This window comes from Pseudomonas sp. 5P_5.1_Bac1 (assembly GCF_025466015.1).
In the GTDB taxonomy this organism is placed as follows: domain Bacteria; phylum Pseudomonadota; class Gammaproteobacteria; order Pseudomonadales; family Pseudomonadaceae; genus Aquipseudomonas.
In genome coordinates this window covers 20511-34857 of sequence record NZ_JANLNX010000108.1, presented here as the reverse complement: position 1 = coordinate 34857, position 14347 = coordinate 20511, and the positions used below count along the sequence as shown (strand labels likewise).

At 62.5% G+C, this 14347-nt stretch carries 18 protein-coding genes and 1 tRNA gene; 13 read left to right on the top strand and 6 right to left on the bottom strand.

The window, feature by feature from the left end; all coding sequences use genetic code 11:
• Positions 1 to 196: 196 nt before the first annotated feature.
• From NTD82_RS23510 to NTD82_RS23500, 3 genes are all read right to left on the bottom strand, one after another.
• Entirely contained in the window at positions 197 to 1111 is a 915-nt protein-coding gene (locus NTD82_RS23510; protein ID WP_262130481.1) for a c-type cytochrome, read from the bottom strand.
• Complete coding sequence (locus NTD82_RS23505) at positions 1108 to 1752, bottom strand: c-type cytochrome (RefSeq protein ID WP_262130480.1); 645 nt, start codon at positions 1750 to 1752, stop codon at positions 1108 to 1110. The genes NTD82_RS23510 and NTD82_RS23505 overlap by 4 nt, the downstream gene beginning before the upstream one ends.
• 176 nt (positions 1753 to 1928) lie before the next feature.
• On the bottom strand, positions 1929 to 2279 hold the full coding sequence (locus NTD82_RS23500) for a hypothetical protein (RefSeq protein WP_095153788.1): 351 nt from the start codon (positions 2277 to 2279) through the stop codon (positions 1929 to 1931).
• Between the two features lie 158 nt (positions 2280 to 2437).
• Between NTD82_RS23500 and NTD82_RS23495 the strand changes: the two genes are divergently transcribed.
• The 7 genes from NTD82_RS23495 to csrA all read left to right on the top strand — a co-directional run bounded on the left by NTD82_RS23495 (position 2438) and on the right by csrA (position 7206).
• Positions 2438 to 2740 (top strand): DUF1883 domain-containing protein, encoded by a 303-nt coding sequence (locus NTD82_RS23495; RefSeq protein ID WP_095153789.1) that lies wholly within the window; start codon positions 2438 to 2440, stop codon positions 2738 to 2740.
• A gap of 5 nt (positions 2741 to 2745) precedes the next feature.
• Positions 2746 to 2916, top strand: coding sequence for a hypothetical protein (locus NTD82_RS23490; protein WP_262130479.1), 171 nt, complete (start codon positions 2746 to 2748; stop codon positions 2914 to 2916).
• A gap of 33 nt (positions 2917 to 2949) precedes the next feature.
• Positions 2950 to 4023, top strand: a complete 1074-nt coding sequence (locus NTD82_RS23485; RefSeq protein WP_262130478.1) for an NAD(P)H-dependent flavin oxidoreductase — start codon at positions 2950 to 2952, stop codon at positions 4021 to 4023.
• Positions 4024 to 4106: 83 nt separating this feature from the next.
• The gene (gene modA, locus NTD82_RS23480) at positions 4107 to 4865 is read left to right on the top strand and encodes a molybdate ABC transporter substrate-binding protein (RefSeq protein WP_175649990.1); all 759 of its coding nucleotides are present in this window, start codon (positions 4107 to 4109) and stop codon (positions 4863 to 4865) included.
• Positions 4865 to 5545, top strand: a complete 681-nt coding sequence (modB, locus tag NTD82_RS23475; protein WP_110970534.1) for a molybdate ABC transporter permease subunit — start codon at positions 4865 to 4867, stop codon at positions 5543 to 5545. Before modA ends, modB begins: the two co-directional genes overlap by 1 nt.
• Positions 5546 to 5548: 3 nt before the next feature.
• On the top strand, positions 5549 to 6646 hold the full coding sequence (gene modC / locus NTD82_RS23470; protein ID WP_262130477.1) for a molybdenum ABC transporter ATP-binding protein: 1098 nt from the start codon (positions 5549 to 5551) through the stop codon (positions 6644 to 6646).
• A 362-nt stretch (positions 6647 to 7008) separates the two neighbouring features.
• Positions 7009 to 7206 carry a carbon storage regulator CsrA gene (gene csrA / locus NTD82_RS23465; protein WP_095153794.1) on the top strand — a complete coding sequence of 66 codons (198 nt, stop codon included), beginning with the start codon at positions 7009 to 7011 and terminating at the stop codon, positions 7204 to 7206.
• Positions 7207 to 7281: 75 nt separating this feature from the next.
• Here the strand turns inward: csrA and NTD82_RS23460 are convergent, their stop codons facing one another.
• The 3 genes from NTD82_RS23460 to NTD82_RS23450 are packed head-to-tail and all read right to left on the bottom strand — an operon-like array spanning position 7282 to position 10262.
• A complete protein-coding gene (locus NTD82_RS23460) occupies positions 7282 to 7650 on the bottom strand; it encodes a response regulator (protein ID WP_095153795.1) in 369 nt (122 codons plus the stop codon).
• 18 nt (positions 7651 to 7668) lie between these two features.
• The gene (locus tag NTD82_RS23455) at positions 7669 to 9111 is read right to left on the bottom strand and encodes an ATPase domain-containing protein (protein ID WP_262130476.1); all 1443 of its coding nucleotides are present in this window, start codon (positions 9109 to 9111) and stop codon (positions 7669 to 7671) included.
• A complete protein-coding gene (locus NTD82_RS23450) occupies positions 9090 to 10262 on the bottom strand; it encodes a two-component system sensor histidine kinase NtrB (protein ID WP_262130475.1) in 1173 nt (390 codons plus the stop codon). The genes NTD82_RS23455 and NTD82_RS23450 overlap by 22 nt, the downstream gene beginning before the upstream one ends.
• Before the next feature lie 273 nt (positions 10263 to 10535).
• Here NTD82_RS23450 and NTD82_RS23445 point away from each other — a divergent pair, with 273 nt between their 5' ends.
• From NTD82_RS23445 to NTD82_RS23420, 6 genes are all read left to right on the top strand, one after another.
• Entirely contained in the window at positions 10536 to 10733 is a 198-nt protein-coding gene (locus tag NTD82_RS23445) for a hypothetical protein (protein WP_175649985.1), read from the top strand.
• Positions 10734 to 10743: 10 nt separating this feature from the next.
• A complete protein-coding gene (locus tag NTD82_RS23440) occupies positions 10744 to 11448 on the top strand; it encodes a YoaK family protein (RefSeq protein ID WP_095153799.1) in 705 nt (234 codons plus the stop codon).
• Between the two features lie 86 nt (positions 11449 to 11534).
• Positions 11535 to 11619 (top strand) — tRNA-Leu (locus NTD82_RS23435).
• Between the two features lie 129 nt (positions 11620 to 11748).
• The gene (locus tag NTD82_RS23430; protein ID WP_371929269.1) at positions 11749 to 11958 is read left to right on the top strand and encodes a hypothetical protein; all 210 of its coding nucleotides are present in this window, start codon (positions 11749 to 11751) and stop codon (positions 11956 to 11958) included.
• Between the two features lie 52 nt (positions 11959 to 12010).
• Positions 12011 to 12415: a bacteriocin gene (locus NTD82_RS23425; RefSeq protein WP_095153800.1), complete on the top strand. Its 405-nt coding sequence runs from the start codon at positions 12011 to 12013 to the stop codon at positions 12413 to 12415.
• Positions 12416 to 12643: 228 nt separating this feature from the next.
• On the top strand, positions 12644 to 14347 hold the full coding sequence (locus tag NTD82_RS23420) for an AMP-binding protein (protein WP_262130474.1): 1704 nt from the start codon (positions 12644 to 12646) through the stop codon (positions 14345 to 14347).

Genomic DNA, 14347 nt, shown 5'->3' with positions numbered 1-14347 from the left:
GAGCACCTTACAATGCCCCACCCGACGGCAACCGTTGCCATCATAGAGAAAACCGGCGGGAGATAGTTCCCGCACGCTGCAAATATTGCTCCGACGCCTGTAATCCGGCGCCTGACGCTGACAGAAAGACGCCGCTTCCAGTGTCGGAAGCGGCGCCCTGGCCATCATTGTGCGACCGCCTCGGCGGTCGCGTCGGTCACTTCCCGGTGCCCTGCCCGATCAGCACGCCCTCGACGGTCTGGCCGTAGAGGTTGACGCCATCATTGGCATGGAACTTGAGCCGGGTTTTCTCCACCGAACCCTCGACCAGACGCGGGTCCTGCGGGCGTTCATGCTTGTTGATGTAGGCCGCCACGTCCCAGGCCTGCTGATCGCTCAGGCTGCCCGGCTTGCCCAGCGGCATGTTGTACTTGATGAAGGATGCCGCCGTATTGATCCGGTGCATGCCTGCGCCCCAATTGTAGGAGTCTTTTCCCCACAAGGGCGGCATCACGTAGTCATTGGCGATTTTCTTCCCCTCACCCTGATCGCCGTGGCAAATGGAACATTGCTCCTTGTAGAGCTTCTCGCCACGCGCGATGTCGTAGCCCTGGGCCGGCTGCGCCACATCCGGGTAGCCGCGGCCAGGAGGCTCGACACCGATCGGCGCCTTGGTCGACAGCCAGTACGAATACACCGACAACGCCGTGATCTCCTTGCTGTCAGCCGCGGGCGCCTTGCCGTTCATGCTGAACTGGAAGCAGCCCTGGATGCGCTCGGCGTAGGTGTTGACCTTGTCGTTTTTCTTGCGATAGGCCGGGTACATCGGGTACGCGCCCCACAACGGTGCCGAGTGCGCCATGCGGCCTTGATCCAGGTGGCAGTTGCTGCACTTCATGCCATTGCCGACGTAGTCCGGGGCCAGGCGCTTGGTGTCAACGAACAGCGCATAACCGTCGCGGACCATCTTGCCGAAGGCGTTGTCAGGCAGTTCGCTTTGTGCGGGAGGAACGAAGAATGGCGTCTTGCTTGCCGCCGGCACTTTCAGTTGCGACTGGTCTTCCATGGCAACCTGCGCGGCATGAGCCGAACCCAGCGAGAGGGCCAGTGCGGAAAAAATGAATGCTTTCATGGCTTGACCCCCTGTCCGCCGGCGAAATAGTCGGCGATGGCCTTGATCTCTTCATCGGTCATGGCCTTGGCCACGCCGACCATCAACTGGTTGGGATCGTTGTGTCGGCTGCCATCGCGCCAGGCGTTGAGCTGCGCGGTCAGGTAAGCCGCCGGCTGGTGTGACAGCGGCGGGAAGTGCTCGCCGACACCGACACCGCCCGGGCCATGGCATTGCACGCAACCGGGGATCTGCCGGTCCCAGTCGCCGTACAGGGCCAGTTGTTCCACCGGGCTGCTGGCCATCTGCTGACGGCGCACCTCCGGTGTTGCCGGTGCCGGCATGGCCGCCAGGGACTTGCTCACGGCGGCGATTTCTTCGTCGGCGAGGGCCTTGGCCAGCGGTTCCATGATCGGGTTCTTGCGGGTGCCGTCGCGGAAGTCCTGCAACTGCTTGCTCAGGTAACCGGCCGGCAAGCCCGCCAATCGCGGAAAGCCGGCGGCTGCCATGCCCAGGCCATCCGGGCCGTGACAGCTCTGGCAGGCCATGGCAGCGGGGTTCTGGCCTCCTTGGGTAAAGACTTTCTGGCCCTGGTCGGCATGGGCTGCCGGGAGGGAAAACAACAACAGGCTACTGATCAGGATTCGATCCAGTGGAATCATCACGGAGCTCCATCTTCTGGTTATATGCTTAGACTTAAAAAATATAAGCCTATGGATAGTAGGTCTATCCTTTCGCCACTACAACGGCGAAATGCACCGAAAAGGAGCATCCAGCTCAGTGAATCGATTAATCAGCAGGGATGAAAACGACCCGTTGAAGCGCGGGGTACAGGGACTCAGCCAGAAATGCAGCGCGTCGCCGCGTTCTTTACATCGGAAAGGCGCAGGGGGAAGTTGTTCAAGCGCTCGTGCAGCTTGATGCCGCTGCCGCTGGAGCGTTCGCTGATGTCCAACACCGCCGCGGGCGATTCAGACAATTTCTGCGGCACGATCACCCGGATCGAATTCTTGTCGCGGGTCACTTGCAGCGGACCGCGGCTGTCCTTGAGCCTTTCCTGCACGCACAGCAGATAGTGCTCTGGCGACTTGCCGGAAATCACATCCAGGGTTTCAGGGCTCTGTTCCAACTCGGCCACACTGGCGCATCCGGTCAGCGTCAACGCCAAGGCAGGTACAAACCATTTCATTGAATCCCATCTCCCAAATAAAAACACTTCGACCACTATTAGGCCGTTTTGCTCCCTGCATTGACAGTTTTCTCATCAAGACTGTGATGAAGTCCTACATTCGGCCGACATCTGTTATCGTTTCGCACTGCCGAAATATCCCCTTGCGGAGCCGTAACATGAAATTCGTACACCAGCGCGAACACCTGAATGAAGACGATATTGTCGTCATCGAATGTTCCCAGCGCTGCAATATCCGTCTGATGAACGACGCCAACTTTCGCAGTTTCAAGAATGGCGGCCGACACACCTATCATGGCGGCGCTTTCGACCATTTCCCGGCGAAAATCACGGTGCCCAGTACCGGTTTCTGGAATATCACCCTCGATACCGTCAGCCCTCGGGCAATTTCGGTAACGCGCAAACCGACGTTCACCTACAAGATCAAGTTCATTCGCCGCTCGTCGTCGCAACTGAGATAAGTCCCATGACCGCAACCATCAAATACGTCATCAAGTACAAGCTCGACGGCGAGCGCCGCTGGGACTTCGCCCAGTTGCCGGACAACTCGCAGGCACAGGCGCTGGAAGCGCTGCGCAAAATCCACGGCGACGACGCCGACAAGATCACCGAGATTCAGGTCAGCAAGGCACTCTGAGGCCCGCTGATCGCAGAAGGGAGAGCACCGCTGATGAGCCAATGGCCGGACCGCCGCATTGTTGATCTGCTCGGCATCGAGCTGCCGATCCTGCAAGCGCCCATGGCCGGCGCCACCGGTTCGGCCATGGCGATTGCCGTGAGCAATGCCGGTGGCCTGGGTGCCCTGCCGTGCGCCATGCTCAGCGCCGAGCAGATCCGCCAGGAGCTGGAGGCGTTCAGCCAGGCCAGCCGGGGTCCGATCAATGTGAACTTCTTCTGCCACAGCCCGCCGCAAGCCGATGCCGAAAAGGCCGAGCGCTGGAAGCAGGCGCTCAAGCCTTACTACGACGAAGTCGGCGCTGATTTCACTGCGCCGACGCCGGTCTCCAGCCGCGCGCCCTTCGACGAAGCCGCCTGCGCGCTGGTCGAGCAGTTCAAGCCGGCGGTGGTCAGTTTTCACTTCGGTCTGCCTGAGCCGCGCCTGCTGGCGCGGGTCAAGGCCAGCGGCGCCAAGGTGTTGTCCAGCGCCACCACCGTCGCCGAGGCGCTGTGGCTGGAGCAACACGGCTGCGACGCGATCATCGCCATGGGCTTCGAGGCCGGCGGCCATCGCGGGATGTTTCTCAGCGATGACCTGAACAGCCAGGTCGGCACCCTGGCCCTCGTCCCGCAGATTGCCGACGCGGTGCGCCTGCCGGTGATCGCCGCCGGCGGGATCGGTGATGCCCGCGGGATCGCTGCGGCGTTCACCCTGGGCGCCTCGGCGGTGCAACTGGGCACTGCGTACCTGTTCTGCCCCGAGGCGAAGATTTCCCCGGCCCACCGCCGCGCGCTGCACACCGCGCAGGAAAGCGACACGGCGCTGACCAACCTGTTTACCGGCCGCCCGGCCCGCGGCATCAGCACGCGGATCATGCGCGAACTGGGCCCGATCAGCGCCCTCGCCCCGGCCTTCCCCCTCGCAGGCGGTGCACTGGCGCCGATTCGCGCGATCAGCGAACCGCAAGGCAACAGCGACTTCAGTAACCTTTGGTCCGGTCAGGCGCTGCGTCTTGGCGTCGAACTGCCCGCCGAACAATTGACCCGCAAACTGGCGGACGAAGCTCTCGCATTGATTGGTCGCTAAAAACAGGACTTTCCGTATACAAGACAATCGCTATATATTCGCCTATATAGCGATTGGCCTTTACTCACCCACGGAGCTGTTTCATGCGTAAGTGTGCACCTCGTCTTGCCCTGACTACTTTGTTCGCCTTCATGACCCTCAACAGCGCCTGGGCCGATGACGTCCAGGTCGCCGTCGCGGCGAACTTCACCGCGCCGATCCAGGCGATTGCCAAGGACTTCGAAAAAGACACCGGCCACAAACTGGTTGCCGCCTACGGCGCTACCGGACAGTTCTACGCGCAGATCAAGAACGGCGCGCCGTTCGAAGTCTTCCTCGCCGCCGACGACAGCACCCCGGCCAAGCTGGAAAGCGAAGGCGCCACCGTCAAGGGCTCGCGCTTCACCTACGCGGTCGGAACCCTGGCGCTGTGGTCTGCCAAGGAAGGCTATGTCGATGACAAAGGCGCCGTGCTCAAGGCCAACCAGTTCAAGCACCTCTCCATCGCCAACCCGAAAGCCGCGCCTTACGGCCTGGCCGCCACTCAGGTCCTGGACAAGCTGAAGCTGACCGAAGCCACCAAGGCCAAGATCGTCGAAGGCCAGAACATTACCCAGGCGTTCCAGTTCGTCTCCACCGGCAATGCCGAGCTGGGCTTCGTCGCGCTGTCGCAGATCTACCAGGACGGCAAGGTCACCAACGGTTCGGCCTGGATCGTTCCGTCCGAGCTGCATGACCCGATCCGCCAGGACGCGGTGATCCTCGAGAAAGGCAAGGACAACCCGGCCGCCAAGGCACTGGTTGATTACCTGAAAGGTCCGAAAGCCGCTGCGGTCATCAAATCCTACGGCTACGAACTCTGATGCCACTGGACGCCAGCGACCTCGGCGCAATCTGGCTGACGCTCAAGCTGGCGTCGTTGACGACCCTGATCCTGCTGCTGATCGGTACGCCGATCGCCTGGTGGCTGGCCCGCACCCGCTCCTGGCTGCGTGGCCCGGTGGGTGCGGTGGTGGCATTGCCGCTGGTGCTGCCGCCGACGGTGATCGGTTTCTACCTGCTGCTGACCCTCGGCCCTCACGGGCTGGTCGGCCAGACCACCGAGGCCCTGGGCCTGGGCACGGTCGTCTTCAGCTTCACCGGGCTGGTGATCGGCTCGGTGGTCTATTCCATGCCCTTTGTGGTGCAGCCGTTGCAGAACGCCTTCACCGCCATCGGCGACCGTCCGCTGGAAGTGGCCGCGACCCTGCGCGCCAGTCCGTGGGACACATTTTTCAGCGTGGTGCTGCCGCTGGCCAAGCCCGGCTTCATCACTGCCAGCATCCTCGGCTTCGCCCATACCGTCGGCGAATTCGGCGTGGTGCTGATGATTGGCGGCAACATTCCCGACAAGACCCGGGTGGTCTCGGTACAGATCTACGACCACGTCGAAGCCATGGAATACGCCCAGGCCCATTGGCTGGCGGGGGCAATGTTGGTGTTCTCGTTTCTGGTGCTGTTGGCGCTGTATGGCAGCCGCGGCGGCAAATCGGCCTGGAGCTGAATGATGGTTGCAATGATCCAAGCCCGGCTGAAAGTGGCCCGCGACGACTTCACCCTGGATGTCGACCTCAGCCTGCCAGGCCAGGGCGTCAGCGCGCTGTTCGGCGCCTCCGGCTCCGGCAAGACCACCTGCCTGCGTTGCCTGGCCGGGCTGGAGCGTGCCGAAGATGCCTACATCGAGGTCGGCGGCACGGTCTGGCAAGACTCCCGCAACAACGTCTTCGTCCCACCGCACCAACGCCCGATCGGCTACGTGTTCCAGGAAGCGAGCCTGTTCAGCCACCTTTCGGTGCGCGACAACCTCGAGTTCGGCTGGCGCCGCATCGACCCGGCCACGCGGCGGATCAGCCTGCAACAGGCTTGCGACCTGCTGGGTATCGACCACTTGCTGGCGCGCAAGCCCGATACCCTCTCCGGCGGCGAGCGCCAGCGTGTCGGCATCGCCCGGGCCTTGCTCACCAGCCCGCGGTTGCTGCTGATGGACGAGCCGCTGGCGGCGCTCGATGCCCCACGCAAGCGCGAGATCCTGCCGTACCTGGAGCGCCTGCATGACGAGCTGCAGATTCCGCTGATTTACGTCAGCCATGCCCAGGAAGAAGTCGCCCGCCTCGCCGATCATCTGGTGCTGCTGGACCAGGGCAAGGTCCTGGCCAGCGGGCCGATCAACCAGACCCTCGCCCGCCTCGACCTGCCGCTGGCACAGGATGACGACGCCGGGGTGATCATCGAAGGCCGTACCGGCGCCTACGACGCCGCCTACCAACTCCTCGACCTGCACCTGCCCGACAGCCAACTGCGCCTGCGCATCCCGCACGCGCCGCTGCCGCCAGGGTCTTCATTGCGAATCAAGGTCCAGGCGCGCGACATTAGCCTGAGCCTCGCCGAAGACACCCAATCGAGCATCATCAATCGCCTGCCGGTGACCCTTCGCGCCCTCAGTCACCTCGGCAACCCGGCGCAGGTACTGGTCAGCCTGGACGCTGCAGGCCATCCGCTGCTGGCGCGGGTCACGCGGTTTTCCAGCGATCAGTTGGGGCTGCACGAAGGCCAGCAGTTGTGGGCGCAAATCAAGGGTGTAGCGTTGCTGGGTCACAGCGCCTGAAAACGTTGCGGCGCTATTGCGGAGAAAGAGCGCCCAACAATCAAGAATCAATCTCATTTGTTGAACTTCTTAATACCCCCACAAATTGAACGCTAAATGTCGAAAGTTTCTCTTTTTATAAGAGAAATTTCCCATATGCGTTCAACACCCCTATGCTTGCCGGGTGGAAAATCTCGCGTCGCGAAATTCCCACCTGCCCAGTCGACGCCCAACCTAAAAAAGACACTCGCAAATATTTTATTCGGGGAATTAATTTTCAACGAATGCGTCTTTAATGAAGGGAAAGAGGGAAGCGTCTCCCAGCGCCCCCGTCCTCTGTGGGTACCGCCTGCGAGGCATTTCAAGTTACCAAGGAGAAATACATGCTGATACTCACCCGCAAGGTTGGCGAAAGCATCGTCATCGACGATGACATCAAAGTCACCATTCTAGGTGTCAAGGGGATGCAAGTGAGGATCGGCATCGATGCACCGAAACACGTTCAGGTGCACCGTGAAGAGATCTACAAACGCATTCAGGCCGGCAGCCCGGCGCCGGAAAAAGGAGAAGACCATTCATAAGTTGTTTGCATGAATCGAGTCGCACGGATGCGCTTGGTCCCACCTCGCCGGACCCGCGGATTGAACTGAGGGGTTTCATCCCCCAGGTGGCCGGACGAGCCCCTGAACCATGTCAATCAGCGTTTCAGGATCGAAGGGTTTATCCAGCACACCGTCGAACAATTCGGGACTCTTGCGAGCGATATCGCTCTGTGCGCCACTCATGAGAATGATGGGCATGCCTTTGTATTGTGGGTCGGCGCGTAGTTTTCGGGCGAGTTCTTCGCCATTCATCACCGGCATCATCCAGTCTGTGATCAGCAGTTCGACCCGTGTTTTTTCCAGCACTTCGAGTGCCTTCGCACCGTTGGCGGCTTTCTCGACCTGAAAGCCCGCATCCTCCAGCACAAAGCCGAGGATGTCGGAAATGATGTATTCGTCGTCGACCACCAGAATTGTGCTCATGATTTCAGACCGCGGCCCTCAGGACCGTTCCAGTGGCTGCGCCGTGCCGGACAGCACTGCGGTTGCCTCGTTGAACGCCTCATGCAGCTCCACCCCTCCTGCACCAATCACCACTTCCAATAGCGCCGGGTCGTAACGGCTGTCGCGCACTTTCAAGATCGACAGCACCCGCTTTAGCTCCGAGCCCAGCTCAACGAAGCGCATCAACAGCAGGTTGTCGACGATGCTCGATAGCTCCGGCGCCGGGGCGTTGATTTCCGAGCCGAAGATGTCGCGCATTTCCCAGGTGGCCAGCACCGTCACGTCGCGGGCCCGCAGTTCGCCCATCAGGGCGCGGAAGAATTCGTTCAAGCGCTCCGGCCGGGTCGCCAGCCGGGCGAAGGCGCCAAGGTTATCGATCAGCACCCGCTTGATGCCCTGCTCGCTGACCTGGCGCAACAAGCGTGCACCGACATCGTCCAGCAGGCCTTCAGTGGTCGGCTGCCAGGCAATCTGCAAGGCGCCGTCACGCTCCATCGCCGCGAAGTCCAGGCCCAGGGCCGCCGCTTTCATCCGCAAGCGCGGCGCCGGCTCATAGAATCCGAAATGCAGCCCGGGCGCCTCTGGTGTGGCGGCGCCGAGAAAACTCAGCCCGAGCGAGGTCTTGCCGCTGCCCGACGGGCCCATTGCCAAGGTCACCGAGCCTTGCGCCAGACCGCCGAGCAAAAGCCGGTCGAGGCAGGCGACACCGCTGCCGACGCGGGTGAACGTCTCGCTACCCATGCCTGACGGACGACCGTAAAGCGCTTCCAGTCGCGGATAAACCTGCAGCCCATCGCCGGTGATCTCACACTCGTGCAGGCCAGATAGCGCGGCGCTGCCGCGGGTCTTGCGCAATTGGATGCGGCGCACCGCACGGGCACCATGCAGGTCTTCACCCAGCTCGATCACGCCATCGACCATGGTGTGCTCGGGACTGTCGTCCTCCAGGTGGCTGCTGGTCAGCAACAGCAATGTGCAGCCGGCGAAGGCCGCGTGGGCCTGCAGCTCGGAGATGAATTTCTTGGTGTCGAGCACGGTCTCGGCCCGCGAGCGGGCGTTGAGCAGGCCATCGACGATCAATAACGAAGCGCCCTGGCGAGCAATCTCGCCGCGCAGCACGCGCACCACGGCTTCGAGGCCGTCCTGATCAAGGGTGTCGAAGGCACTGATGAACTGGATCTGGTCGCCGATCCTGGTCGCGTCGAAAAACGACAAGGTCGACAGGTACTGGAACAGCCGCTCATGGGACTCGCTCAACAAGGTCGCGACCAACACCCGGCCACCATGACGGACATGGTTGAACGCCAACTGGTTGGCCAGCACAGTCTTGCCGGAGCCGGGACGGCCCTGGACGATATAGGCAGAACCCGCGATCAGGCCGCCCTTGAGCAGGTCATCGAGGCCTCTGATACCTGTCGCTACACGCTGGAGCTGTTCCACGGCGCATTGCCCTCCCCGTTGTCCGAAAGCGGCAGGCACAAGGTCATACAGGTGCCCTGTCCCGGCTCACTGTCGACCCAGATGCCGCCATTGCTCTGCTTGGCAAATCCATACGCCTGGCTCAGGCCCAGGCCTGTGCCCTGGCCGAAGCCCTTGGTGGTGAAGAACGGTTCGAAAATCCGCGGCAATACCTCTGCGGGAATCCCCTTGCCGGAATCGATGACACTGATCAAGGCGAACGGCCCATTGAGGTTTTCGCGTTCGCCCAGCAACACCTGATTGCGCGCCCACAGGCGAATCTCGCCACCGTCCGCCATGGCATCCCGGGCATTGAGCACCAGGTTGAGCAATACCATCTGCAACTGACCGGCATCCACTTCCACCGGCAGCAGGTCCTCGTCGCACTGCACGTGCAGTTCGATGCCTTTGGGCAGCGCCTGGTACAACAGCGCGCGGATCGCCTCGATCACCTCGGGCAAATTGACGCGCACCACCTCCAGCGACTTGCGGCGGGCGAAGCTGAGCAATTGCTGGGTCATCTGGCTGCCGCGCTGCCCGGCATCGAGCACATGCTCAAGCAACCGCTGGGTGCGTTGCGGGTCCTGGCTGTTCATGGCGAGCTTCGCCGAGCTGATGATGATGGTCAGCAGGTTGTTGAAATCGTGGGCCATGCCCCCGGTCAACTGGCCGAGCGCTTCGAGCTTCTGCGACTGGAACAGTTGCGCGCGCATCGCATCCAGTTGCAGGGCGGCTTCGTGGCGATCGGTAATGTCGCGGGTGATCTTCGCCAGGCCGATCACTTCGCCTTCAGGCGAGCGCACCACATCCAGCGCCACCAGCGCCCAGAACTGCGTGCCGTCCTTGCGCACGCGCCAGCCTTCATCCTGGGAACCGCCGCTGCTCAAGGCTTTGTTCAAGAGGAACAGCGGACGGCCATCGGCACAATCCTGCTCGGTGAAAAACAACGAGAAATGCTGGCCAATGACTTCCTCGGCACGGTAGCCCTTGATGCGCTCGGCCCCCGCGTTCCAGGAAATGATGTAGCCGTTGAGGTCCATCATGTAGATGGCGTAGTCGACCACGGTCTGTACAAGCTGTTCGTACAGACTGGTGTGCATGCTGTGCAGGTCCAGTCGCTCGGATGGAGCCATTGCTGAGTCCGCTGATGATGAGTGAAGTGTAGCTACAGCATACGCTGAGGATGACTCTTAGTGAGCCGTATTCCTACATCCATGCTCATCAACTCCTACATGCACTCCTGCACCGACCATGAACAGGGCCTGCAATCACTGCGCTGGATCAAGGTATAGCGCCATTGACTGCACACTGCCTCCTGAGAATGCCGGCAAGTTGCTATAGTCGCTAGGTCCGGCAGGTACAACAGACAAGCGGTCGAGGAAGGGATCTTGGTAATAAACACGCGCATGCAACGTATTCATGATGATCTGGAGCACACGGCCGACGGGATGGAACGCCTGGCGAAAGGGCTGGCTGGGCACGCTGTCTACCTGCAAAACTCGGTCCACGCCGCCGACGCGGTCGAGGTCAACGAACGGGTCAGCGGCCTGACCGCCTCGATCAACGAACTGCGCGCCGTAGCCAGCGCCATCGAACCCAGCTGACCCGCCCGGCATGCTGCCAGAACACCCCGCAGGCCAGCGCAGACCCCACGCCCTGCGCTTGTACCGACTGCGCGGCCGGGTCGGGCTGTTCTTCGTCGGCGGCCTTTCGGTACTGGCCGGCATGACCGACGCCATTGGCTTCCTGGCCAGCGGCGACTTCGTCTCCTTCATGAGCGGCAACACCACCCGCCTGGCCGTGGCATTCAGCGACGGCCAGTTCGATCTGGTTGCACGCCTGGCGCTGCTCATTGCCACCTTCGTGATCGGCAACGCACTGGGCGTCATGATCGCCCGCTCCAGCCGCAAGCGCGCCTGGCCGTTGCTGGCGCTGACCGCCCTGCTGCTGCTCGCCGCCGCGTTGTGCGGCAAACAGTTGGAACTGCTGGCGATGCTGGCGGCGATCCTGTCCATGGGCATGCTCAATGCCGCGGTCGAAGAAGTGAACGGCCTGCCCATCGGCCTGACCTACGTCACCGGCGCCCTGTCGCGCTTCGGTCGCGGCCTCGGCCGTTGGCTGATGGGCGAGCGGCGCCCTGGCTGGCGCATGCAGTTGGTGCCGTGGAGCGGGATGCTGTTCGGCGCGGTGCTCGGCGGCTGGCTGGAACACCACCTGGGTTTTGCCGCATTATTGGCCAGCAGCGTCCTGGCAGCCATGCTCGGACTGGCCTCGATGATGATTCCCAGGCGGTGGGTGCAACGTTACATGGCGCGGTGAGTATTCGTCTTACCCGTTGACGCGAATATAACGATGAGTTATAAAGCGCGCTTGATTTGAGAGACCTCGTGAATCTCGATCAACCTGCGAGTGTGGTGGAATTGGTATACACAGCAGACTTAAAATCTGTCGGCGTGAGCCTTGCGGGTTCGAGTCCCGCCACTCGCACCACCTCTCGAGAAAAGCGCCTTCATGGCGCTTTTTTCATATCTGCCAATCACTTGGCTGTCTCTCTGCAACAAATCCTGAAAAACGCGGTCATACCTGCGCCATCGAATACCGCCCCCGCGGTTAGAGGAAATGACCGTGCTGACCCGTCTTGCTCAACTGTCCCTGCTGGCCGCGATCCTGGTTTCCGCCGGCTGCGCCCATCATCACCACCATGACCGTAACGACGGCTGGCGTGGCGACCGTGACCAGCACCGCTGGCAGGATGACCGCCGCGATCGCCGCTACGACGACCGCTATGACCATCGCCGCGATGATCGCCGCTACCGTGACGACGACTGACCGGCTGCTTTCCACTTTTTCCTGACTGCCCCCACTGCCAGAGGTTTCGACCATGCGTTTTTCACTGCCTACCCTCGCTCTAGGTATCTTGATGTCCCAGGCGGCACTGGCCGGTGACGGCACCACCGCGATCGGCGGCGGCCTTGGCGGCGCGCTTGGCAATGTCGTCGGTCAACAGATCGGTGGCAGCACCGGCGCGGCCATTGGCGCCGGCCTGGGTGGCGCAGCCGGCAGCGCCGTCGGCGCGAAGAAGGGCAACCGCACCGAAGCGGCCCTGGGCGGCGGACTGGGCTCGGCGGGCGGCTCGCTGATCGGCGGCAAACTGGGCGGCTCGACCGGCTCTACCGTTGGCGCGGGCCTGGGCGGCGCAGCCGGTGGTGCGCTGGGCAACCACCTGGCAGATGACAACCGTGATACCGGCAAGCGCAAGCACAAGCGTCGTCATCGGCACCGCTGAGTCGGACGAATCGCTCGCTCCTACAAATTGTAGTGCCCCCGTAGGAGCGAGCTTGCTCGCGATCCGCCACTGTCCCACTTTGAAACACCCCCTCGCCCACCCTGCAAATTTGCACATTGCACCGGCTTTTATGTGAATTCTGCTCTCATAAACGCGCGCCTATACTCGGCCCAACCCCCGGTTTCCTGACCAGGCGGGACCGACAACAACAATCAAGGCACGCCCCTCATGAACTCAGAACGCCACGCCTTTCTTGCCGCCCGTGATTTCCTGCTCGCCCACCGTACCGACTACGAAACCGCCGTACGGGATTTCCGCTGGCCCAGGCTGGAGCGCTTCAACTGGGCGCTGGATTACTTCGATCACATGGCCAGCGACAACCCGGCCCCAGCCCTGTGGATCGTCGAGGAAGACGGCAGCGAACGCCGCTACAGCTTCCATGAGATGGCGCAACGCTCCAACCGTGTGGCGAACCACTTGCGTGCGCTGGGCGTAAAGCGCGGTGAGCGCATTCTGATGATGCTCGGCAACGACATCGCCCTGTGGGAAAGCATGCTCGCCGCCTTCAAGCTCGGCGCCGTGGTGATTCCCGCCACCGCCCTGCTGACTGCGGAAGACCTGCGCGACCGCATCGAACGCGGCAACGTTCGCCACTTGATCGTCGGCGCCGCCAACCTGGAAAAATTCGCCGGCATCGGTGGCGACTTCACCCGTATCAGCGTCGGCACCCGGGCGGACGGTTGGGTGCCCCACGCCGACGCCGAGCACCACAGCGCCGCGTTCATCGAGGAAGGCGTGACCCGCGCCACCGACCCGATGCTGCTGTACTTCACGTCAGGCACCACGTCGAAGCCGAAAATGGTCCTGCACAGCCACCAGAGCTATCCGGTGGGGCACCTGTCCACCCTCTATTGGATCGGCCTGCAACCCGGCGACCTGCACCTGAACATTTCGTCTCCCGGCTGGGCCAAGCACGCCTGGAGTTGTTTCTTCGCGCCGTGGAACGCCGGCGCCTGCGTGTTCATCCACAACAACCCGCGCTTCAATGCCATCTCGCTGCTGCAGGTGCTGGAGCGCTACGGCATCACCAGCCTGTGCGCGCCGCCCACGGTCTGGCGGATGCTGATCCAGGAAGACCTCGCCGCCTACCGTGGCCGTCTGCGCCTGCGGGAACTGGTCGGCGCCGGCGAGCCGCTCAACCCGGAAATCATCGAGCAAGTGCAGCACGCCTGGGGCCTCGACCTGCGCGACGGCTTCGGCCAGTCGGAAACCACCGCGCTGGTAGGCAACACCCCCGGCCAGGTCCTCAAGCCCGGTTCGATGGGCCGCCCGCTGCCCGGTTATCAGGTCAGCCTGCTTGATCCCGACGGCCTGCCCGGCAACGAAGGCGAAGTCGCCCTGCCGCTGGCGATACGGCCGCTGGGCCTGATGCTCGGCTACGAAGACAGCCCGGAGAAAACCGCCGAGGTCATGCGCGACGGCTACTACCGCACCGGCGACACCGCGCAGATCGATGCCGACGGCTACATCACCTTCGTCGGGCGCGCCGATGATGTGTTCAAGGCCTCGGACTACCGCATCAGCCCCTTCGAACTGGAAAGCGCGCTGATCGAACACCCGGCGGTGATGGAAGTGGCGGTGGTGCCCAGCCATGACCCGGTGCGCCTGGCGGTGCCCAAAGCGTTCCTGATCCTGGCCCACGACCAGGTGGGCAGCGCGGAGCTGGCGCACAGCATCCTCGCCTTCGCCCGCGAACACCTGGCGCCGTACAAGCGCGTGCGGCGTATCGAGTTCGTCACCGAGCTGCCCAAGACCATCTCCGGCAAGATCCGCCGGGTCGAACTGCGGCAGATGGAAGTGCAGCGCCGGCAAGGCGACAGCCGCGGTGAACACGAGCATTTCGAAGAAGACTTCCCGCAGCTCAAGGGTTGA